The 21761-nt window shown below is 43.9% G+C and carries 20 protein-coding genes; 16 read left to right on the forward strand and 4 right to left on the reverse strand.

The window, feature by feature from the left end; genetic code table 11:
• Positions 1-149 precede the first annotated feature (149 nt).
• Positions 150-2624, forward strand: coding sequence for a glycoside hydrolase family 95 protein (locus ACP26M_RS03360; RefSeq protein ID WP_426586162.1), 2475 nt, complete (start codon positions 150-152; stop codon positions 2622-2624).
• Positions 2621-3376 (forward strand): GDSL-type esterase/lipase family protein, encoded by a 756-nt coding sequence (locus ACP26M_RS03365; RefSeq protein WP_426586164.1) that lies wholly within the window; start codon positions 2621-2623, stop codon positions 3374-3376. The genes ACP26M_RS03360 and ACP26M_RS03365 overlap by 4 nt, the downstream gene beginning before the upstream one ends.
• Positions 3377-3550: 174 nt before the next feature.
• On the opposite strand, the gene ACP26M_RS03370 is transcribed toward ACP26M_RS03365, so the two are convergent.
• The gene (locus ACP26M_RS03370) at positions 3551-3850 is read right to left on the reverse strand and encodes a hypothetical protein (RefSeq protein ID WP_426586166.1); all 300 of its coding nucleotides are present in this window, start codon (positions 3848-3850) and stop codon (positions 3551-3553) included.
• Between the two features lie 414 nt (positions 3851-4264).
• Positions 4265-4531, reverse strand: a complete 267-nt coding sequence (locus ACP26M_RS03375; RefSeq protein ID WP_146750446.1) for a CHC2 zinc finger domain-containing protein — start codon at positions 4529-4531, stop codon at positions 4265-4267.
• 346 nt (positions 4532-4877) lie between these two features.
• On the opposite strand from ACP26M_RS03375, the gene ACP26M_RS03380 reads away from it, so the two are divergent.
• The 4 genes from ACP26M_RS03380 (at position 4878) to ACP26M_RS03395 (ending at position 8423) form a co-directional block, all read left to right on the forward strand.
• Positions 4878-5327, forward strand: coding sequence for a GNAT family N-acetyltransferase (locus tag ACP26M_RS03380; RefSeq protein ID WP_426586168.1), 450 nt, complete (start codon positions 4878-4880; stop codon positions 5325-5327).
• Between the two features lie 119 nt (positions 5328-5446).
• Complete coding sequence (locus ACP26M_RS03385; RefSeq protein WP_426586170.1) at positions 5447-5617, forward strand: hypothetical protein; 171 nt, start codon at positions 5447-5449, stop codon at positions 5615-5617.
• A 60-nt stretch (positions 5618-5677) separates the two neighbouring features.
• Positions 5678-6151, forward strand: a complete 474-nt coding sequence (locus ACP26M_RS03390; protein WP_426586172.1) for a Dps family protein — start codon at positions 5678-5680, stop codon at positions 6149-6151.
• 511 nt (positions 6152-6662) lie between these two features.
• Positions 6663-8423 (forward strand): alpha-L-rhamnosidase, encoded by a 1761-nt coding sequence (locus ACP26M_RS03395; protein WP_426586174.1) that lies wholly within the window; start codon positions 6663-6665, stop codon positions 8421-8423.
• Positions 8424-8427: 4 nt separating this feature from the next.
• Here the strand turns inward: ACP26M_RS03395 and ACP26M_RS03400 are convergent, their stop codons facing one another.
• Positions 8428-8799 carry a VOC family protein gene (locus ACP26M_RS03400; RefSeq protein WP_426586176.1) on the reverse strand — a complete coding sequence of 124 codons (372 nt, stop codon included), beginning with the start codon at positions 8797-8799 and terminating at the stop codon, positions 8428-8430.
• 160 nt (positions 8800-8959) lie between these two features.
• On the opposite strand from ACP26M_RS03400, the gene ACP26M_RS03405 reads away from it, so the two are divergent.
• The 7 genes from ACP26M_RS03405 (at position 8960) to ACP26M_RS03435 (ending at position 18773) form a co-directional block, all read left to right on the forward strand.
• Complete coding sequence (locus tag ACP26M_RS03405; RefSeq protein WP_426586178.1) at positions 8960-9595, forward strand: (2Fe-2S)-binding protein; 636 nt, start codon at positions 8960-8962, stop codon at positions 9593-9595.
• Positions 9592-10584 (forward strand): FAD binding domain-containing protein, encoded by a 993-nt coding sequence (locus ACP26M_RS03410; RefSeq protein ID WP_426586180.1) that lies wholly within the window; start codon positions 9592-9594, stop codon positions 10582-10584. The genes ACP26M_RS03405 and ACP26M_RS03410 overlap by 4 nt, the downstream gene beginning before the upstream one ends.
• Before the next feature lie 40 nt (positions 10585-10624).
• The gene (locus tag ACP26M_RS03415) at positions 10625-12757 is read left to right on the forward strand and encodes a xanthine dehydrogenase family protein molybdopterin-binding subunit (protein ID WP_426586181.1); all 2133 of its coding nucleotides are present in this window, start codon (positions 10625-10627) and stop codon (positions 12755-12757) included.
• Positions 12758-12771: 14 nt separating this feature from the next.
• Entirely contained in the window at positions 12772-13911 is a 1140-nt protein-coding gene (locus ACP26M_RS03420) for an XdhC family protein (protein WP_426586183.1), read from the forward strand.
• A 362-nt stretch (positions 13912-14273) separates the two neighbouring features.
• Positions 14274-15566, forward strand: a complete 1293-nt coding sequence (locus tag ACP26M_RS03425; RefSeq protein WP_426586185.1) for an NAD(P)/FAD-dependent oxidoreductase — start codon at positions 14274-14276, stop codon at positions 15564-15566.
• Between the two features lie 684 nt (positions 15567-16250).
• The gene (locus tag ACP26M_RS03430; protein ID WP_426586187.1) at positions 16251-17795 is read left to right on the forward strand and encodes a carboxylesterase/lipase family protein; all 1545 of its coding nucleotides are present in this window, start codon (positions 16251-16253) and stop codon (positions 17793-17795) included.
• A gap of 84 nt (positions 17796-17879) precedes the next feature.
• On the forward strand, positions 17880-18773 hold the full coding sequence (locus ACP26M_RS03435) for a flavin reductase family protein (RefSeq protein WP_426586189.1): 894 nt from the start codon (positions 17880-17882) through the stop codon (positions 18771-18773).
• A 185-nt stretch (positions 18774-18958) separates the two neighbouring features.
• Here ACP26M_RS03435 and ACP26M_RS03440 read toward each other — a convergent pair whose 3' ends face one another.
• Complete coding sequence (locus ACP26M_RS03440; RefSeq protein WP_426586191.1) at positions 18959-19390, reverse strand: hypothetical protein; 432 nt, start codon at positions 19388-19390, stop codon at positions 18959-18961.
• A 315-nt stretch (positions 19391-19705) separates the two neighbouring features.
• Here ACP26M_RS03440 and ACP26M_RS03445 point away from each other — a divergent pair, with 315 nt between their 5' ends.
• The 3 genes from ACP26M_RS03445 (at position 19706) to ACP26M_RS03455 (ending at position 21716) form a co-directional block, all read left to right on the forward strand.
• Positions 19706-20359 (forward strand): DUF5683 domain-containing protein, encoded by a 654-nt coding sequence (locus tag ACP26M_RS03445; protein WP_426586193.1) that lies wholly within the window; start codon positions 19706-19708, stop codon positions 20357-20359.
• A 203-nt stretch (positions 20360-20562) separates the two neighbouring features.
• Entirely contained in the window at positions 20563-21006 is a 444-nt protein-coding gene (cynS, locus tag ACP26M_RS03450) for a cyanase (protein WP_426586195.1), read from the forward strand.
• 164 nt (positions 21007-21170) lie between these two features.
• Positions 21171-21716: an REP-associated tyrosine transposase gene (locus ACP26M_RS03455; RefSeq protein ID WP_426586197.1), complete on the forward strand. Its 546-nt coding sequence runs from the start codon at positions 21171-21173 to the stop codon at positions 21714-21716.
• Positions 21717-21761 lie beyond the last annotated feature (45 nt).

Genomic DNA, 21761 nt, shown 5'->3' on the forward strand with positions numbered 1-21761 from the left:
ACAATAACTAACTACTAACTGATGAGAGCCCGCCCGCAAAGCGGGTTTTTTATTGAGAACTAACCGTTTTGGATATAAAAATGCCAATAAGCATTATTTTTTATAGATATCCCGTTGTTATACTTGTAAAAACAATTGTAACCTATTTTATGAACCAAGCTCTGAAAGCAACACTCCTGTCTGCAGTTTTACCACTATGCATGCAACTGGTTGCGTTTAACGCAAACGCCCAAAACAATACTTTATGGTATAAACAACCCGCAAAGGTATGGACGGAAGCCTTGCCCATAGGCAACGGCCGGTTGGGTGCCATGGTTTTTGGCGGGGTTAATGATGAATTGCTGCAGCTCAATGAATCAACTTTATGGTCGGGTGGGCCGGTGAAGCAAAATGTAAATCCCGGTGCATTTCAGTATTTGGCCCAGGTGAGGGAGGCATTATTTAAAGGCGATTATCAAAAGGCGCATGAACTGACAAAAAAGATGCAGGGTTTGTACTCTGAAAGCTATCTGCCTATGGCCGATTTGCATATCAAACAATCATATAATGGAGTTAACAGTGCAAAATATTACCGCGACCTGAATATCGGTAATGCTGTTGCCACAACAAAATATACGATTGGCGGTGTAAACTATAAACGCGAGATTTTTGCTTCGGCACCCGATAAGGTGATCGTGATCCGGTTTACTGCCGATAAGCCTAAACAGTTAAATCTTAAAATAAATACTAACAGCCAGCTCAGGTTTCAAAAAGAGGTGCTGAATAAAAATATACTACAATTAAGCGGCAAGGCCCCAGCACATGTTGAGCCAAGCTATGTTGATTCAAAAAATCCCATAGTTTATGCCGGTGATGATAAGTGCCGGGGTATGCGTTATGAGGTGTTGGCAAAGGCCGTAAGTAATGATGGTAAAATAATTGCCGATACAAGCGGTATCACTGTTAAGGGGGCATCAAGTTTAACATTGTATGTTACTGCAGCCACCAGTTTTAAAGCCTATAATCAGTGCCCTGATGGCGACGAAAAGGTTGCGGCCAAAAATCTTGATAAAGCTGCTGCCAAGCCTTACGCACAGTTACTTACCGCCCACCTTGCCGACTATCACCGTTTTTTTAACAGGGTAAACCTCAAGCTTAATGATAATAAAGGCAGTCATGCCGGATTGCCGACCGATGAAAGGCTTGCACTTTACAACAAAAATCAGGGTGCTGACCCAGGTATTGAAGCTTTATATTTTCAATACGGCCGTTATCTGTTAATAAGCAGCTCAAGAACACCGGGCGTTCCTGCTAACCTTCAGGGCATCTGGAATAAAGAATTACGTGCACCATGGAGCTCAAACTATACCAGCAACATCAACGTGCAAATGAACTATTGGATGGCCGAGGACTGTAACCTGTCTGAAATGCACCAGCCTTTATTCGAGTTGATCAAAGGATTATCGGAAACGGGCGCTGGTGTTGCTAAAGATTTCTACCATGCTAAAGGCTGGGTAACCCACCATAATACAGATATCTGGGCGTTGGCTAACCCCGTAGGCGACCTTGGTCATGGCGATCCTAAATGGGCAAACTGGGCAATGGGTGGCGACTGGCTAACCCGTCACCTTTGGGAGCACTATTTATATACCGGCGATAAAGCGTTTTTGAAAAATACAGCTTACCCTTTAATGAAAGGCGCGGCCGAATTTACTTTTGATTGGCTGGTACCCGATGGTCAGGGACATTTGGTAACTGCACCGTCGATGTCGCCCGAGAATGATTTTATTTATGCAGATGGTAAGGTATCGGATGTTTCTGTTTCTACTACAATGGATATGGGCATCATTCGTGATCTGTTTGATAACCTGATAGCTGCAACCAAAGTACTGGGCGTTGATGCCACTTTCAGGGATTCACTTATCGCCAAAAAAGCTAAACTGATCCCATATCAGATTGGCAGCAAAGGCCAGTTGCAGGAGTGGTACAAAGACCAGGAATCGCCAGATCCGCATCACCGTCACGTGTCGCATTTATATTCCGTTTATCCGGCTAATGAAATTTCTGTAGCTGCAAACCTGGAGCTGGCAGCGGCGGCAAAACGTTCGTTAGAGTTACGCGGCGATGAAAGTACCGGATGGAGCCTGGCCTGGAAAGTAAACCTTTGGGCCCGGTTGAGAGATGGCAACCATGCCTACAAACTTTACCGCGATCTGCTGCGCTTAACCGGCGAAAGTGGATACAACTACAGCGAGGGTGGGGGCCTCTATCCCAATATGTTTGATGCCCACCCTCCGTTCCAGATTGATGGAAATTTTGGTGGCACCTCTGGTTTGGCCGAAATGCTGCTGCAAAGCCAGGATGGTAATGTACACCTGCTACCTGCATTGCCCGATGCCTGGGCCAATGGTGAAATTAAAGGTTTGGTAGCAAGAGGCGCATTTGTAGTTGACATGAAATGGGCAGCGGGCAAGGTTGTGACCGCCCAAGTGTTATCAAAAACAGGCGGCACCTGCCATATTATATCTAAATCTAAACTGACAGTTAAAGGTTTAAGTGCTACTCCTATTAAAGTAAAAGAGGGGTATGAGTTGGTGATCAATACAAAAAAAGGCAAATCATATCAATTAGTAAGGAGCATATGAGCAACAGTAGGAGAGATTTTTTAAAGAAAGCATCGCTGGCGGGCGCATCAGCAATGGCAGCACCGGGATTGGTGTCAGCATCAGCAAAGAATGATGATTATTTGCCAGATGATGACATTGGAAAAACTTTTCTTTTCCAGGGCGATTCGATAACCGACGGCGGCCGCAGTTATGATAAAGACTGGAACCATGTTTACGGTCAGGGCTATGCTTATTTGATAACTGCCCGGATTAATTTTGATTATCCCGGCCGTGATTACCAGTTTTTTAACCGGGGAATAAGCGGTAACACCGTAAATGACCTCGCTGCCCGCTGGCAAAAAGATACATTGGATATTAAGCCAGATATACTAAGCGTATTGATAGGCATTAACGATGTGCATAGGGCAATAATGCAGGGCGATAAAGCAACCGCCGAAGATTTCAGTAATGCTTATGATAGGCTATTAACACAAACTAAAGCTGCGTTACCCAATGTTAAGCTGATTATGTTAGAGCCTTTTATTTTACCCGTTGGTATGGTAGGCAAGAACCCGGAGCTATGGACAACTGAAGTTCAAAAGCGACAGGTTATAGTTAAATCACTTGCGTCAAAATTTAACGCCATTTTTGTGCCTTTGCAGGAAGTTTTTAATAAAGCTTTACAAAAGGCCAAAGCTGAACATTGGATCTGGGATGGTGTTCATCCCATGCCCGCCGGGCATGAGCTCATTGCCCGGGAATGGATGAAGGCGGTTAAAAAGCTGTATTGATGTTTGCCGTTTTACGATACAAAAACTCGTTGTGAGTATAGCGTGGCAATCCCATAGCCAATGCATGTCCAATTTGTACAGCTACGAGATTGTCTCGCCTTTTCTTTACATGACTTTTTAACCAGTATCTCCAACCCAAATCTCTTCTTCCGAACACTAACAACGGCGTAGAAATTAATGAATCTTTTTCCAATCTATGATATCATGATATTCGTAGTAATCAGCAATAGATTCAATATCATAAAGAATTGGTTCTGCTGAAATGTGAATGCTTTCTAAATATTTTAGATATTTCTTATGGGTTGAAAAGCCCCGCTCTATTTTCTTTGCTGGAACCACAACATACCACCCTTCTTTAACATAATTTCCATGAAGAATTGAATTAGTGTAATAAACCAGAATTACTCCATCTATAACATTTGCTTTTTTAATGTGAGAAAAGCCTGTATCCCCATCTATGCCTTCCAGGTTCATTCCCCATCCTGATTCTTTAGTTACAATTATTGCTTCATAAGGTTTAATGAATGGTAACCTGGCTGAATCCCATTCTCCTTTTGCTGTGTAAAATTCATCTATATTAGATCGTTTATGAGATTGCCCGGAGCAGGAGAATAGCAGTAAAATGGTTAAGGAAACAAAAGAGTCGTTTTCATTGGTTTATTGTACATTTCGTTGCCAAGAGCTAACCAAAAAACTGTCTTCACGCATTTATTGGTTAAGGTAATAATAGAATTGTAAATAAAAGCTCTAAAAAAATATCAAACAGGCTATTGGTCGGTTAGTTCGTAGCACAAATAAACTTTATCACCGGCTTTGTTTTTGATTTTAAAGAAAAAGCTTTAGTACGAAAAAAGCAAATCGGGTAAGCCTGATCCGCTTTTGTAAAACTTAATTACTTCCCGCAATCATTTGAATTGCCTCTTCGCGGGTTTTGTGTTCAATGGCCATTACAAATTCAACAGGGCCGCCGCCTTTACCGCAGCCAAAGCATTGAAATATATTTTTTTCAGGCGATACCATCAATGATGTAGCCTGGTCTTTATGAAATGGGCAGCGGCCTTTTAAATTTCTCCGGCTTTCTTCAAGCAATACATATTTTGAAACAATTCGTACAAGATCGGCCTGTACCGGCGACAGGGAATGAGATGCAGACATGTTGGGTAATAGAATGATTAATTTATCAGGCTGCGAAAATAATTTTTTACCAGGTTGGAATAAGGGATTGTTGAAAAAAATGTGATTTCCACGGGACAAGGTAATGCCTCTTTATTACAAGTGATAATTTACATAGCAACTGGGCATCACTTTTATTTAGGCGCCCACATGCTAAGTTGATGGATGTTTAACAGATGGCTTGTTCTGCGCATTCCCAAAACAAGTTCGGTATGACTTTTTTTAAGTAACTGGCGATGCTTTCTGCTTTTCTCAGAAATATTTACTTTAGCCACACAAGCAAATCGGCAAAAAGACTTTGCGCTTTGCGAGAGAAAAATCGAACACCATGAACTACACTCAAATTTGCAAAGCTTTTAATGATTTAACCGTTACCGAACTGTACCAATTACTAAAGCTCAGGAGCGAGGTATTTGTAGTTGAACAAAATTGTGTGTTTTTAGACACCGATGATAAAGACTACGCTTGCCACCATCTGTTATTGTTTGATGATGATCAGGACCTGGTGGCTTATGCCCGTATTGTACCCGCGGGTAAATCATATGCCGAAGCATCAATTGGGCGTATAGTTAGCAGCAAAAAAGTACGCGGTACAGGTGTAGGTAAAATACTAACCCAGGCCGCTATCGATCAAACTAAAAAGATCTATGGAGATGTGCCTATCCGGATAGGGGCACAGTACTACGCTATCAAGTTTTATGAACAGTCGGGCTTTAAAATTGATGGTGAAATTTATGATGAAGATGGTATCGACCATATTGAAATGATCCTGTCCTGACAGATCTCTACCTGAAAAGAGCACTGATGATTGTTGTTGCCCGCTTTACTAATTTGATGCAGTTGTAAATGTGTTACTGATTAAATTGTATGATGACACTTCCAAAAAAACTACATATCATGAAAGTCATAATCTGCGGGGCGATGGTGTTTATCACGCTTGTACTGTCATCTATTGGTTGGGATTTGTCATACACATACCATGATCATCATGCACCGTTTATTTTTTACTTTGGGGTAACCGCATTTACGTTATATTGGCCCAGTAAAAACACAGTTCAGCATGTGTAATCATTCGCTCCAATATGAATAAGTTATAATAAGAAATAGCAATCACAAATTACATATATCATGAAAACAAACATCGGAATTAATGAAGCAGACCGCCAGGCCGTTTCAGATCAGTTAGCCAAATTATTAGCCGACGAATTTGTACTGTACACCAAAACCCGTAATGCACATTGGAACATTGAAGGTCCTGATTTTCACTCTATGCATGTATTTTTTGAACAGCAATACAATGAGCTTGATGAAATAATGGACAGCGTTGCCGAACGCATCCGTAAAATTGGCCACTACGCACCGGCTACTTTAACCCAATTATTACAACTTACCCATTTAACCGAAAAACTTGATCATAAAAATGATAGCCTTGGTTTTTTGAAAGAATTGCTTGAAGACCATGAAAGCATCATCGAGTTTATCCGCGGTAATATCGATCCTTTTGTTAGCAAGTACAGTGATGCAGGTACCAGCGATTTTATTACCGGCCTGATGGAAACACACGAAGGCATGGCCTGGATGCTGAGGTCGCATTTCAGATAAAATCCCCGTTTAAATAACACTTTTCGGCTCAAATGATCTTCCGGATGCAAACGGAAGATCATGAGCGAAAAGTAAAATAATTATCTCTGCAATATTATTCAGCCTGCTCATGGTAAGTTAGTTGTTGATGATAATCCTATTGCCATGCAAATCTTTTACACCTTCGGTGCATTTTTTACTTGTTCCTGAAGTAAGACCTCCGGCGGAGAGCGTTAAATGCCACCGATGACATCATATATTTTTAAAAAAGATAGTGCAGGATGCCAGATCATGATGAAAGCGTTAGTATTGTTTAAATTATAAACTTACTGGCTTTCACCATAAATCCGTATAATTTGGTACTGGGTCTCCGGTAAATCTACAAGGGGGGTAAAGATCTTGAATCGATGAAAAAGAGGATGCTTAACCAAGCAACTAATAAAGTAAACGAAACAGACCTTTGCTACAGCACTTTTCATTGTGCCCCCTCTCAAGAACCGAATTTTAAAAACAGACAAAAAGATATTTTCACATGAAGAAAATCATCGGCATACTCACATTAACCATCATCTGTTTTATCTGTCAGGCCCAAAAGCTTCCTCCGGTTTTTGATGCTAAGCAATCTGCCGAAGCACAATCGACAGAAACGGTGAGGAAATATCTTTCACCCGTCCGCATTCTTTGGAAATCGCCCAATGCGGCTACCAATATTATCAATGCCGAAAAACTGCTGAAGCAAGGTGATGGACAGGCCGATCTTTCAGGTAATGACTTGTGCATTCTCCAAAGTAATGAAAAAGGCAAACCTGGTTTACTGCTTGATTTTGGTAGGGAACTCCATGGCGGTTTGCAATTGGTAACCGATCAATCAAAAAGTGGCAAGCCAGTGAGGGTGCGTATTCGTTTTGGCGAATCGGCAAGCGAAGCTATGTCAAATATCGACACCATAAAAGGCGCTACGAACGACCACGCCATGCGCGATATGATCATATCCCTGCCATGGTTGGGTAAGCTGGAAATCGGTAACACCGGTTTTCGCTTTGTCCGGATAGATTTGGTGGATGATAACAGTCAACTTAAGCTGAAAGAAGCAAGGGCCATTTTTGTTTACCGCGATATCCCTTACCTCGGCTCATTTAAATGCAGTGATACGTTGCTTAACAAAATCTGGCTTACCGGTGCGTACACCGTCCATCTTAACATGCAGGATTATCTTTGGGACGGAATCAAGCGCGATAGGCTGGTTTGGGTAGGTGATATGCATCCCGAAACATCAACCATTGCCGCTGTATTTGGCGATAATCCGGTGGTGTCAAAGAGCCTTGATCTGGCACGGAACACTACCCCTTTGCCGGGCTACATGAACGGGATGGTATCCTATTCCATGTGGTGGATCCTGATCCAACGCGATTGGTATATGCATACCGGTAATTTGAAATATCTGCAGCAGCAGAAAGCTTACCTGGTAAAGTTGCTGGATCAGTACGCTGTACAGGTTGATGCAAACGGCAGCGAAAAGCTGGACGGTGCCGGTCGGTTTTTAGACTGGCCATCGAGCGAAAATAAACCTGCTATTCATGCCGGCTTACAGGCCATGCTGGTGATGACCCTGAATGCCGGTGCCGAGCTCTGCAAAATATTGAAAGATCCGGCCACCGCCAAAAAATGCGAAGCCGCGGTTGCTAAACTAAAAAATAATGTGCCGGATGCCAGCGGTTCAAAACAGGCAGCAGCCTTATTGGGCTTATCGGGTTTACTCCCTGCCGAAAAAGCAAACGATATTCTTTCTAAAGATGGAGTACACAATTACTCAACGTTTTTTGGTTATTATATGCTGTTGACCAAAGCCAAAGCCGGCGACTACCAGGGTGGCATTGACGCTATCCGTAACTTTTGGGGACCGATGCTGAACCTTGGCGCTACTACTTTTTGGGAAGATTTTAATATCGACTGGCTGCCCAACGCTTCGCGGATAGATGAGTTGGTGCCCGATGGTAAAAAAGATATCCATGGTGATTATGGCGCTTATTGTTATAAAGGTTTCAGGCATAGCCTTTCGCATGGCTGGGCATCAGGGCCAACACCGTGGTTAACCGAGTATGTATTGGGTGTAAAGGTAATAGCGCCGGGTTGTAAGGTAATTAAGATTGAACCCCATTTGGGCGATCTGAGCTTTGTCGAAGGTACTTATCCAACGCCATATGGTATTGTGAAAATTAAACATGTTAAGCAGGCTGATGGGAAAGTGAAATCGGTGATTAATGCCCCAGCCGGGATTAGGGTAATTCAATAAATATCTACCGTTGCCGCTGGCAAAACCGTAAAGTATTGCCGTCAGTATCCGTAACATAAAACTCGCGCGTTCCCCAGGTTTGGTCGGTTGGTCCCTGGTGAACGGGTGATTCTTTTTTAACTGAGGTATCCAACCCGCGGGATAGGTAATATGTAAACCGGCTATCCATATCATTAACCCAAACATTTACCACCGAACCAAATAAGTGGTCGCTTTCATATACTGTTAACTGCAGCTCTCCAAATTCGCTTATTAGGTCAATAACGCCGTCGTCAGCGGTGGCTTCTGGGTATTTGAGCCTGAAATCAAGCACGTTAGTGTAAAAACCAACGGCCTGGTGTAAGTCCCGGCATTTAAAAAGTGGGATCATTTTCATTGTGAAGTATTTGCTTAAAGTTAGCCCTAAACTTTTGTTAGAAGAAATATTAAAAGCGCAGCGATTGAATAATTGGATTTTTCATTGTTCAAAACAAATTTGTTACGGAGTTATTGATATTAAAAGTGCTATCTTGGTGTAATTATAAATCGCTGTACCTATGTCTACAACAAAGCCCTGCACTCCAACCGACGGCGAAGACAATTCAAACGGAACGCGCCGTCATTTTCTTAAGCAAACATCGCTGTTAACGGCCATTGCCTTAACACCGGGTACTGTAGTTAAAGCGGCCGAAAACCAATGGGATGAGAAACTTGCCGGCGTTTTTGAAAAGCAAGCCCTGCACCTGGAGGTGAACGGTGTAAAACATGAATTGATGGTTGAACCGCGTGTGACCTTGCTGGAAGTGCTGCGCGAATACCTCGACCTTACGGGTACCAAAAAGGGTTGCGACCGCGGCCAGTGCGGCGCTTGTACGGTGCATGTAAATAGCGTACGCGTTAACTCATGCCTAAGTCTTGCATTAACAAATGATGGTAAAAAGATAACCACTATTGAAGGCCTTGCCAAAGAGGAAGAGCTGCACCCTATGCAGGAGGCTTTTATTAAGCATGATGGTTTTCAATGCGGATATTGCACATCGGGACAGATCATGTCGGCTGTGGCTTTGCTTAAAGAAGGCCATGCCGGTTCCGAAACAGAGATCAGGGAGTTTATGAGCGGTAATATTTGCCGTTGCGGCGCTTATCCCAATATTGTTAAGGCTATTCAGGAAGTTAAAGGAGGTATGGTATGAACCAGTTTCAATACACACGACCAGCCGAAACGGCTGTCGCCGTTAAATCATTGGCAAAAGAACCAAACGGTTACTTTTTGGCAGGCGGAACCAATTTGGTTGATATGATGAAGATGGGATTGGTAGTACCGGATAAGTTGATTGATATTAACCGCCTCCCGCTTAAAAAGATAGAAAAAACGGCCACAGGTATGCACATCGGCGCTTTAGCCTCCAATAGTGAGGTTGCTGAGCACGCTTATATAAAGGCGCAATACCCGTTGCTGGCGCTGGCTATCAATGCCGGTGCTTCGCCGCAGCTGCGCAATATGGCTACCGTTGGGGGCAATCTTATGCAGCGCACCCGCTGTCCTTATTTTTTTGATACTGCCATGCCTTGCAATAAACGTACACCCGGAAGCGGTTGTGGAGCGTTGGAGGGGATTAATCGCATGCATGCCCTTTTTGGCGCCAGCGATAAATGTATTGCCGTTAACCCCAGTGATATGAATGTGGCGCTGGCCGCATTGGATGCCACCATCCACGTAACGGGTGTAAAAGGCCCGAGAGCCATTCAGATTGGTGATTTTCACCGCTTGCCAGGCGACCATCCCGAACTTGATAATACCCTGCAAAAAGGTGAGCTGATCACTTCAGTTGATCTGCCCACAGCATCATCTGCTTATAACAAACACGTTTACTATTTAAAAATCCGCGACCGTACATCATATGCCTTTGCCCTGGTTTCGGTGGCTGCTGCCTTGCATATCGAAAATAATACCATTACAGGCGCAAGGTTGGCAATGGGTGGGGTAGCACATAAGCCATGGCGTTTATCCACTGCCGAAACATTTTTAAAAGGTAAAGCTGTTAATGAAGATAATTTTAAGCATGCAGCGCAAATTGCCATGCAGGGAGCTAAAGCTTATGAGTACAACAAGTTTAAGTTAAAGCTTGCACCTAATGCTATTGTACAATCCTTAAAATTGGCCACCGGCCTTGCATCATAAATTAACAACTATTTAGCTAATAGATTTAATACTGATCTTCATGAAAAAAGACGCAATTGGCGATTCCTTAAGCCGTGTAGATGGCCGGTTAAAAGTAACCGGCGGAGCTAAATACAGCGGTGAATATAAAGTTCCCAACCTCACCTATGGGGTGCTGGTATCGGCAACCATTGCTTCTGGTACGGTAACTGCACTTGATACCAGGGCTGCCGAGCGTGCGCCGGGGGTGCTTGCTGTCATTACGCCATTTAATGCGCCAAAAGTACCGGGTTATCAGGCCGGAGCCGAAAGGCCGGTACGCGGGCTTAAGTTATTTAATGATAATAAGATCTACTTTAACGCGCAACCCATCGCGCTGGTAGTTGCTGATACCTTTGAACGTGCTACCTATGCGGCAAGCCTGGTTAAAGCAACTTACAATACGGAGCCTTTTGAAACTGATTTTCATAAAAACATAGATAAAGGGGTAACCCCGCAAAAAGGTAATTATAAAGATTATGTGCGCGGTGAGGCAAATGCCTATAAAAATGCCCCGGTAATGGTTGAGGAGGAATATCTGCTTCCTACCGAAGTACATAACCCTATGGAGTTGCACGTCACCACCGCTTTTTGGGATGGGGATGATAAGGTTACTCTGTATACCAAATCGCAGGGGGTAAAAGGTTCCCAGCGATCCATTGCTGCGGCGTTCGGGCTTAACCCCGATAATGTGCAGATCAATTCGAGGTTTGTTGGTGGAGCTTTCGGCTCTTCGTTACGTACCTGGCCGCATGAAATTGCAGCCGCACAGGCAGCCAAACTGGTAAAACGTCCGGTTAAACTTACACTTACCCGCGAACAGATGTTTACGCAGGTAGGCTATCGCCCTTTAACCGTCCAAAAAATAGGACTGGGTGCAACTGCCGATGGTAAGCTGATTGGTATTAGCCATGAATCACATTCACAAACAGCCGTTTATGAAGAATTTACTGAAGGGGCGGTAAATGTATCGCAGTTTTTATACAACAGCCCTAATGTAAATACGCTTTACAAGGTAGTGCCTTTAAATGTAGGCGTACCTGCGCCTATGCGCGGTCCGGGGGAGGCTACAGGTTCTTTCGCACTTGAATCGGCGCTGGATGAGTTATCTTACAAGCTTAATCTCGATCCCATAGAGTTAAGACTAAGAAACTATACCGATACCGATCCTGAACGGAACAGGCCATGGTCGAGCAAATACCTAAAGGAATGTTACCAGAAAGGGGCCGAGGCCATAGGCTGGGCCGATCGTAAAGCCCAACCCGGCGCCAATAAAGAGGGCGACTGGCTGGTGGGCTATGGAATAGGCTGCGGTGCGTTTGGCGCATATCGTGGTAATGCACAGGCCAAAATAAAGTTAATGGCCGATGGCAGTGTGAACATTCAGAGTGCCACGAGCGATATCGGCCCGGGCACCGGCACATCAATGGTGTTGATAGCTGCTGATACTTTGGGAATCCCTGCGGATAAGATCACGTTTGAGCTGGGCAATTCGGCTTTTCCTAATGCGCCAACGCAGGGTGGGTCGGCAACGGTATCATCTGTTGGTTCGGCTGTGCATGATGTGTGTGTGGCTTTGAAACAGAAGCTGTACACCATGGCCGGCAAACCTGCCGATAGTATGGAGCCTATTGATTACGTTGCCGTGTTAAAGCAAAACAATATGCCGTCGGTTGAGCTTACACAAGAATCAAAAGGCAATCCCGAAGCGCAAAAATATTCCATGTACTCGTTTTCGGCACATTTTGCCAAAGTGCATGTACACCCGCTTACAGGGCAGGTAAAGATCAAAAAGATTGTAGCCTGTGTTGATGCCGGAAAAATAGTTAACCACAAAACCGCCAGCAGCCAGATGATTGGCGGTGCGGTTGGCGGCGTTGGCATGGCCATGACCGAAGAAGCTGTTTTTGATGATCGCTACGGGTGCTACATTAACGGTAACTTTGCCGATTACCACGTGCCGGTAAACGCAGATATCCAACAGATAGAAGCTATATTTATTGATAAGCCCGATCCGGTTTTAAATCCGGTAGGCACCAAAGGTATTGGCGAAATTTCGTTGATAGGGGTAGCTCCCGCTTTGGCAAACGCCATTTATAATGCTACGGGTAGAAGGGTAAGGGAACTGCCTATAACACCCGACAAACTGATATAGCTGTAAAGCTGCTGATGAAAGAGATCATTGATATTGTTGCCGCCTATGATGAGGCACATGCGCTGGGTAAAAAAACTGCCCTGGCTACTGTTGTATTGGTGGAAGGTTCTGCCTATCGCCGGGCCGGTGCACGCATGCTGATTACTGAGGACGGGCAGCTTACCGGCGCCATCAGCGGCGGGTGTTTGGAAGGCGATGCCCTGCGCAAAGCCCGACTGGTGATCCTGCAGCAACAACCTTTACTGGTAACCTATGATACTACCGACGATGACGATGCCAAATTGGGCGTAGGATTAGGCTGCAACGGCATTATCCATATCCTTATTGAACCCATAACCGGCGATATCAATAACCCAATTAGTCTGTTGAAAAATATCGTCAGCAATGGTCAACATGCCGTACTTGCAACCGTGTTTTCTATTAAAGACAGAAAAGCCTCACAGCCTGGCACTTGCCTTTGCCTTACCGAAGATAAACTTGCGATAAGCCATTCCGGGCACCTGCAATACCAGGTTACTTTGGTAAGTGATGCTGAAAGGGTACTGGAAGAACAGCGATCAGAAATACGGTTTTACCAGGCTGATACTGAATATACTGCTTTTGTAGAACATATTAAACCTGTGATTTCGCTCGTGATTGTGGGGGCAGGTAACGACGCAATTTCTTTAACACGAATAGCTGCGGTTTTGGGCTGGAATATTACCGTGATAGATGGCCGGCCTAATTATGCCATTAAGCAGCGCTTCCCGGTTGCTCAAAATGTTGTAACTGCCAAACCGGCTGAGGTGTTATCACATATAAAGATCAATGATCGTACGGCTATTGTTATGATGACCCACAATTATAACTATGAGATAGCGCTACTTAAAGAACTATTACCTACATCGTTGCCTTATATCGGCATCCTCGGCCCTAAAAAGAAACTGGAACGTATGCTGGCAGAAGTTGAACATGCAGGCATATCTATCAGCGAAGCACAAATGAACAACATCTATGGCCCGGTAGGCTTGGATATAGGCGCAGAGGGGGCCGAAGAGATAGCTTTATCGATTATGTCTGAAATTAAAGCGGTGTTATCAGCACGCCAGGGTTATTCATTAAAATATAAACCCGCGCCTATTCATATTTCTAATCTTCAATACCTGGTTAAGTAGCCGTCGGGTATCTGTTCTTTTTTATTATATACTTCTGATAATTTTTCAATACCTCCCGAGTTAACAGTTTTGATTGCAATTTGTCATACCGGAATCATTAATTGTCCCGAACCGTAAAATAGACCAAAACATCAGAGCTTCAGCCATTTTTAATCAGGTATTACTGCGCAATTTTGTATTGCATAGGCGAGGTAAAGCAGCCAAACCGAATGGATTTTTAGGTGTGTAATAATTACACTAAGATGAGGCCGGTTGCCATAAACTTTAGTAAATTTATGGTAGAAAAACGAGGCAAATGAAGCCGGAATATTTTCATATCGGACCCTGATCCTGCTTTACCTGCCTATAAAATATTAAGTATCATGACAAGTATAACACCCCAAAGCAGCAAAAAAAAGATAGTAATTGTTGGCGGTGGTTTTGCCGGACTCAACATTGCACAGCAGCTATATAAAAACAAGTATTATGATGTTACCCTGGTTGATAAAAATAACTACAATTATTTTACGCCGCTGCTTTACCAGGTGGCAACCAGTTTTCTCGAACCATCAAGTATTAGCTATCCGTTCCGTAAGCTTTTCAGGGATAAAAGATTGAGCTTCCGTATGGCAGGCGTGGTTAAGGTTGATCCTGCGGCAAAGATTGTTTATTTAAGCAATGGCGAGCTATCTTATGACTACCTCGTTTTCGCGGCTGGTGCAAGTACAAATTTTTACGGGATTGAGAGTATCAAACAAAATGCCATTTCCCTTAAAGAAATTGACGACGCGCTCCGAATGCGTAACAGCCTTATTAAAACAATGGAAAAGGCAGCCATTACTACCGATCCGATAGAGCGTCAAAAGCTTTTAATCATAGTAGTTGCCGGGGGCGGTCCAACTGGTGTTGAAGTAGCTGGTATGCTTGCCGAGATGAAAAACTATATCCTGAAAAAGGATTACCCCGAGCTAATGAATGCAAAAGGTAAAATTTACATAGTTGATGGCGGTCCTGATTTGCTTGCTCCGATGAGCGATAAAACCCACAAGGAAACCCGCCAGGCGCTGATTGAGTTGGGTGTCGAAGTTAAATTAAATGCCCATGTAAACGATTTTAATAATGGTGTGATAACCTTTGCCGATGGTGAAACGCTTGAAGCCAAAACCCTGATCTGGGCTGCCGGTATTATTGCCAATACTTTTGAGGGTATCCCTGCGAGTAGTTTAGGCATAGGCCGCCGCATGATCACTGATGAATATAACCGGGTTAAAGACCTTGAAGATGTATATGCCATAGGCGATATCAGTGTGCAAATAACCGACCCGGTTTATCCCAAAGGGCACCCGCAACTGGCACAGGTTGCCATACAAATGGGACGCAATACGGCTAAGAACTTTATAGCCATGGCAAAAGGCAAAGCCATAAAACCATTTAAATATTTCGACAGGGGAGATATGGCCATTGTTGGACGGCATAATGCCGTGGTCGACCTGTTTAAGCACAAGGTACACCTTAGTGGTATTGCAGCTTTATTCGTATGGCTATTTATCCACCTGATGTCGTTAGTGAATTATAATAATAAAATTAAAACTTTGTATAACTGGGCGGTAGCCTTTTTAACACGCGACCAGGCACTAAGGATGATATTCGGGAGCGGGCAGAGCCGGGCAGATTAATCGTCTGTATTAAATGGTTTGCTTATACAAAAAAGGGGCAGCGCCTGGTGCAGGTTGCTGCCCCTTTTTCGTTTCTCAAATAATGCGCAAGCGCATTTATGGCCGGGAGCATTGTAACAAATGGGCTGTCCCAATTTTTTGATTCCCGAAAAAAAAAATGAAAAAAGGCCGGTGCTTCTTTTTTTTAAAATCCATGTGTTCCATTTTTTAAGTGTAAAATAACGGAACGGGTTAAAAATGTTATTCATTGATAATCAGTGGTTTGTGCTTTTGTATGAAACATAGTTAAATTATTGATAATCAGTATTTAAAACTTTTTGGCGTATTTGTTTAGTGTTTCACCTTTAATCCAAACAGGGGGCTTGTTTTTGAGTTTATTTTTATACTTTTTTTAATGTTTTTTGATAAGGCTGGTTGACGGAATCTTGATGGTGACAAAGTACTGCCACCATTGCTTAAAGCCGGGAAGATTAGCTTTGTACTTTTCTGTGTATATGACGAAGCGAAGCTTCGTCAGCCCCGAGGCTTGAGTCACTTTATTGCCGGTGTACATATGCTGCATGTGCTTTACTGATATTAGTTTTAGAGATACCCGCGAAACGCGCGCCAGCACGGTAAAATACTTGTTTTCACAGTTGCGATTTAGCGGTTTAATGGTAGTTTTGAACAACCAATCGCAATTTTATGAGACGTTTAATTTTTATACTTGCTTCAGTGCTTACTGTGGTAGCTGCCAATGCACAACCGGCTCCCGTTAAGGTAAATGAAGGGCTGCTGCAGGGTACTTTTGAAAATAGCCTCACAGTTTATAAAGGCATTCCATTTGCTGCTCCTCCGGTTGGCAAATTGCGCTGGTGCCCTCCGCAGCCCGCCGCAAAATGGGATGGTGTGCGCCTGGCCGACAAATTTGCCCCTGAACCCATGCAGGGAGGTAACCCCGTGTCGGGAAAAAGTGAAGATTGCTTGTATCTGAACGTTTGGACGCCTGCTAAATCACCCGATAGCAAAATTCCGGTCCTTGTATGGATTTACGGCGGTGCTTTCAATGCCGGCGGCACTGCCGAACCGGCTTATAACGGCGCCAACCTGGCAAAAAAAAATGTGGTGCTGGTAAGCATCGCCTATCGCGTGGGCCAGCTTGGATTTTTGGCGCATCCTGAATTAAGTGCCGAAAGTCCCAATCGCGTATCCGGTAACTACGGCCTTCTTGATATGATAGCAGCACTTAAGTGGATTAAACAAAATATCGCGGCCTTTGGGGGCGATCCTGGCAAGGTAACTATTTTTGGCGAGTCGGCGGGAGGCATCGCGGTTAGTATGTTATGTGCAAGTCCACTGGCTAAAGGACTGTTTCGCGGGGCCATTTCCGAAAGTGGTGGCTCATTCGGCCCAACGCGTACCACAACCTTTCCGGGCGAAAATATGAAAAAGCTGCATGATGCCGAGGCTGCCGGCGAAGCATATGCTAAAGGTGCCGGTTACCCGTCAATTGACAGTTTGCGAAAAGTTGATGCTGATAAGCTCCCTGCCGTACGCGGGCTTGCATGGCCCATTGTTGATGGCTGGGTGATTCCCGATGATCAGTACAGGCTCTACGAAGCCGGGAAGTACAACGACATACCTATACTGGTAGGCTACAACTCTGATGAAGGGGCCAGTTTTTCGCCGCCCAAAACTACGGATGACTATATTGCCGCCGTAAAAAACCGCTATGGAAAATTCGCCGATAAACTTATCAAGGCTTATCCGCCCGGCACCGGTACGGTAGCAAAAACCGCGCGCGACTTAACATGTGATGCAGCGTTTGGCTGGCATACCTGGAGCTGGGCTACATTACAGGCAAAAAGGGGCAAATCCAAGGTTTTTTATTATTATTTTGATCAACACCCCGAGTATCCGGCAGGTTCCCCGCAGGCGGGTTATGGATCGCCGCATGCACAGGAAGTGGCTTACGTATTTGGCCTGCTTAATTCCTCAGGTGCGCAGGCTAAAGCAGACCTGGATATTTCGGATGCGATGAGTACTTACTGGACAAACTTTGCAAAGTATGGCGACCCCAATGGTGCCGGAAAGCCCGAATGGCCGGCCTACAGCCCCGGTCGCCCGGCAGTAATGTACTTTTCCCAAACGGCGCATACCGGCCCTGTTCCGGGCCTTGCGTCGCTGAAAGTATTGGATGCTTATTTCAGATGGAGGCGTTCGCCGGATGGCCAGGCCGGTGTTAAGTAAACGGAGCGCCCGACTCCTCGTAAATGGCCGGTACCGGATCAAAGAAAATAGCTGTTAGGCTGATTAAGCTTAAATAAAACTTGAATGAAGTTAAGAACTATTGATGCAGCATCGTTAACACCGGCCGAAATGCAGGTTTATCTGCACTATGCCATTGCACCCCGGCCAATATGCTTTGTATCCACCATCAACAAAAGCGGCGAGGTTAACTTAAGTCCGTTTAGCTTTTTTAATGTTTTTAGTATCAATCCGCCAATATGTGTTTTTTCACCCACAAGCAGGGCGCGGGATAACACCACTAAGCACACGCTCGAAAACGTTTTGGAAGTGCCTGAATGTGTGATCAATATTGTGAGCTACGATATGGTGCAACAGACCTATTTAACCAGTATGGATTACAAAAAAGGAGTAAACGAATTTGCGAAAGCGGGCTTTACTGAACTGGCTTCGGATACGGTAAAGCCACCGAGGGTAGCGGAGTCGACCGTTCAATTGGAATGTGCAGTGAATGATGTGATATCGTTAGGAAAAAACGGGGGCGCGGGTAATTTGGTTATTGCCGAGGTGAAACGGATCCATATCAGCGAAGCTATTTTGGATGCTCATGATAAAATAGACCCGCATAAAATAGATCTGGTGGCCCGTTTAGGCGGCGATTGGTATTGCAGGGTAACCGGCGATAATTTATTTAAAATTTCCAAACCAACAGGTAGCGCCGGCATAGGTATCGGTGTAGATGCATTTCCAATAGAGGTTAAATACTCCAAAGTATTAACCGGGAATGATCTGGGGGTATTGGGGCTTGTTGAAACGCTGCCATCCGATGAGGAGGTAAACGCTTTTAGCAAAACCGATGAAATGAAAGAACTGGTTGATGCTGCCACCAATGACACCCGCACCCTGCACCTGCATTTAAAAGCCAAACAATTGTTAGATAACGGCCGGGTAATGGATGCCTGGAAAGTGTTGTTGATGTAGGTTACGTTTGCGCCTGTAGGTGATTAGCTTATAAAATTCGGCGCCCGATGAGGTGGTGGAGATAAGCGGTAGTTTTAGTATTTCGAGATGACGGGGGATTAGCCTATAAACTCCGACGCTGCCGCAAGCGCCAGCGGGGGCGGCACGCGTGCACCAACTAAAGGCAGCGTATGCTATGATTAATTTTATAAAAATTCAATCAATTCCGCTTCTCCAACGCATCTTGGCCCTTCGTGTATCCACCATTTTCTGCCGATATTTAAGTAGCGCTCTATTTTCCAACCTAAAAGGAATCTTACAGTTACTGCTTTTTCTTCACCGGGCTCAATTGTAAACCGATCATCCCACCTAATGTCCCCGATGTATGTTTCAAACCTGTTGCCATCTTTGTCATATTCAAAAACGTGATTGGGCCGGTATCCGCTTAATATCCCTGTTCGTCTTCCGCCATCTTTGGTTGCTTTTAGCTTTATTAAAGCTTTAACAGAAATTAGTTGGTGTTCTTCCTGCTTTATTTCCCTGATACTCGCAAGAGTATATTTATCATAAGCCATAACATCAAATACTTTTGATGCCCCTGTATCAAGCCATCTTTTGTAGATGAGTTTGCCGTTCATGTATACGTAGAGTTCGCGATCTCTGACTTCTTTGTGGATTAGCATGGTATTTATAAAGGTAGAAATTGTGCATGTAACCGCCATGAATTATAAGACAGTTAGTGTTGAGAATGTGCGACACATGAGCACCAGCCAAGGGCGTTTAACCAATCACTGCGACAGCCATGTTTCAGATGCTTTTTACCATTTTAAAAGAAATAATAAAAAGTAATATCATAAGTTATAATTAAATCGTTACTAAGCTTAGTTACAAATCTGAACCTTACTTCAAGTCACAAATCATCCATGCTGAAATTTTTGCTAATTCTTTTCTTGATGAGCTTTTTATCATCTATCATCAACGCTCAAACCTTAGATAGGATAGAAACCGGCATAACCGATACATCAAAAAAACAATGGCCACGCCGATCATTATCTGCTTCTTTTGCACCCAAAATTGATCAGTCACGAGAGAGAATATATCATCCGGATAGTTCCCATATTCCGCACAAGGCAGTTATGCGTTCCTTAATGATTCCAGGTTATGGACAGGTCTATAACCGCAGATGGTGGAAAGTGCCGTTGATTTATGGTGGCCTGGGACTCCTGGCCTCGGCAATAATATATAACCAACATCAATACAATGAATATCTCACTATATCGCGATATCGTCAGGGTGATCCGCCAGGTCCTGGCGCCCCCTATTACAATCAATATATTCTTTTCAGGGATTATCAGGTTTCGGATGCCCGGTTAAGCGATATCCGGGAAAATTCGAGAAGAAACAGGGATTTGAGTATAATGGGTTTTCTGGCAGTTTGGGGCATCCAGGCAATTGATGCGTACATTGATGCGAAGTTCCTGCATTCTTATTCAGTTGATAGTAATCTGTCATTCAGGGTAACTCCCCAAGCTATAAATCAACAGGTATATGCACAGGATGCGGGTTTTAGGTGTATTCCGGGTGTTAAAGTAATTTGCAGTTTCTGATAAGCTGTTTAAAGCGATTCAGTAAAACTTACATTAAAAAGTCACGAGTACGCTACGCTTTTGCCCTGCGCTGCATATTCGCGCCAATTTGGGATAGCATTACAAACTATCAAAATCATTGATTAATACCATTACTTGTCCGAGAAGCGCCATGGTTCATAGTAGGTTGCCTGTTAATTTTGTATTTAAAAAAGAAAAACAAAATGAACAGGACAACCGCAACTCAAATCATCATCAGGCAGATCAAAAACAAGCAGGTTAAATACCAGGAATTGGCCAATGCCATCAGCAGAAGCTTAGTTTGGACAACCCTTGCGTTGCACGGGCAGGCTGTAATGGAAAAACACGAAGCCGAAAAGATCGGCGAACTGCTTGATCTGGATGCAGAACTTGTAACCTCCCTGCAGGAGATCCCCGATAGAGGTTCCTTAGATGAAATGCCGCCTAAAGACCCTACCCAATACCGTTTTTATGAAATGCTGTTGGTTTACGGCACAACCCTTAAAGCCATCATCAACGAACAGTTTGGCGACGGCATCATGAGCGCCATTGATTTTACCATGGATATCAGCAAGGTTGAAAGCCCTGCCGGCGACCGCGTTAAGGTGATTATGGAGGGCAAGTTCCTGCCGTTTAAGAAGTGGTAAACTAACAATGTTTTCTTTGCCCTGGTTGGAGTTATGCAACTGCTAAACTTCGACTTGTTGGAGATTCAATTGGCTTCAACGCTCCCGCCAACGCTGCCGCAAGCCTCCCGGCTTGTGGCTTTAAAGCTATTTGTAACCAGGCGGGTAAGATGTATTTTTAAAACATGAGCCGTAATTATAAATTTCACAACCCGGAAGGCATGTACTTTGTGAGTTTTGCCACAGTATTTTGGATAGATGTGTTTGTGCGACGATTGTACTTTGACTGTTTGGTAGATAATCTGAATTTTTGCGTGCGTGAAAAGGGAATGGAAATATATGCCTGGTGTATTATGCCAAGCCATGTTCATTTAGTATTTCGATCTGAACCGATCAAACCTGAGGAATTGATAGGCGGTTTTAAGTCTGTAACATCGAGGAAACTTATTAAGTTGATAGATGAAAATATACAAGAAAGCAGACGTGAATGGCTTTTAAATTCATTTAAAAAAGCAGGTGCAGCAAATTCAAACAATACGAAAAATCAATTTTGGCAACAACATAACCAACCTGTTGAGCTTTGGAGTAATCACGTAATACAGCAAAAAATAGATTATACACACAATAATCCTGTAGTTGCTGGTTTTGTCGAAAATGATTATGAGTATTTATACAGTAGTGCCCGGGATTATGCTGGTATTAAAGGCTTGGTTAAGATAGAGATAGATTAGTTTATAAAACTGAACGCTACCGCAAACGTCCTCGCTTGTGGAAAT

Source organism: Mucilaginibacter sp. R-33 (assembly GCF_049949235.1).
Lineage (GTDB): Bacteria > Bacteroidota > Bacteroidia > Sphingobacteriales > Sphingobacteriaceae > Mucilaginibacter.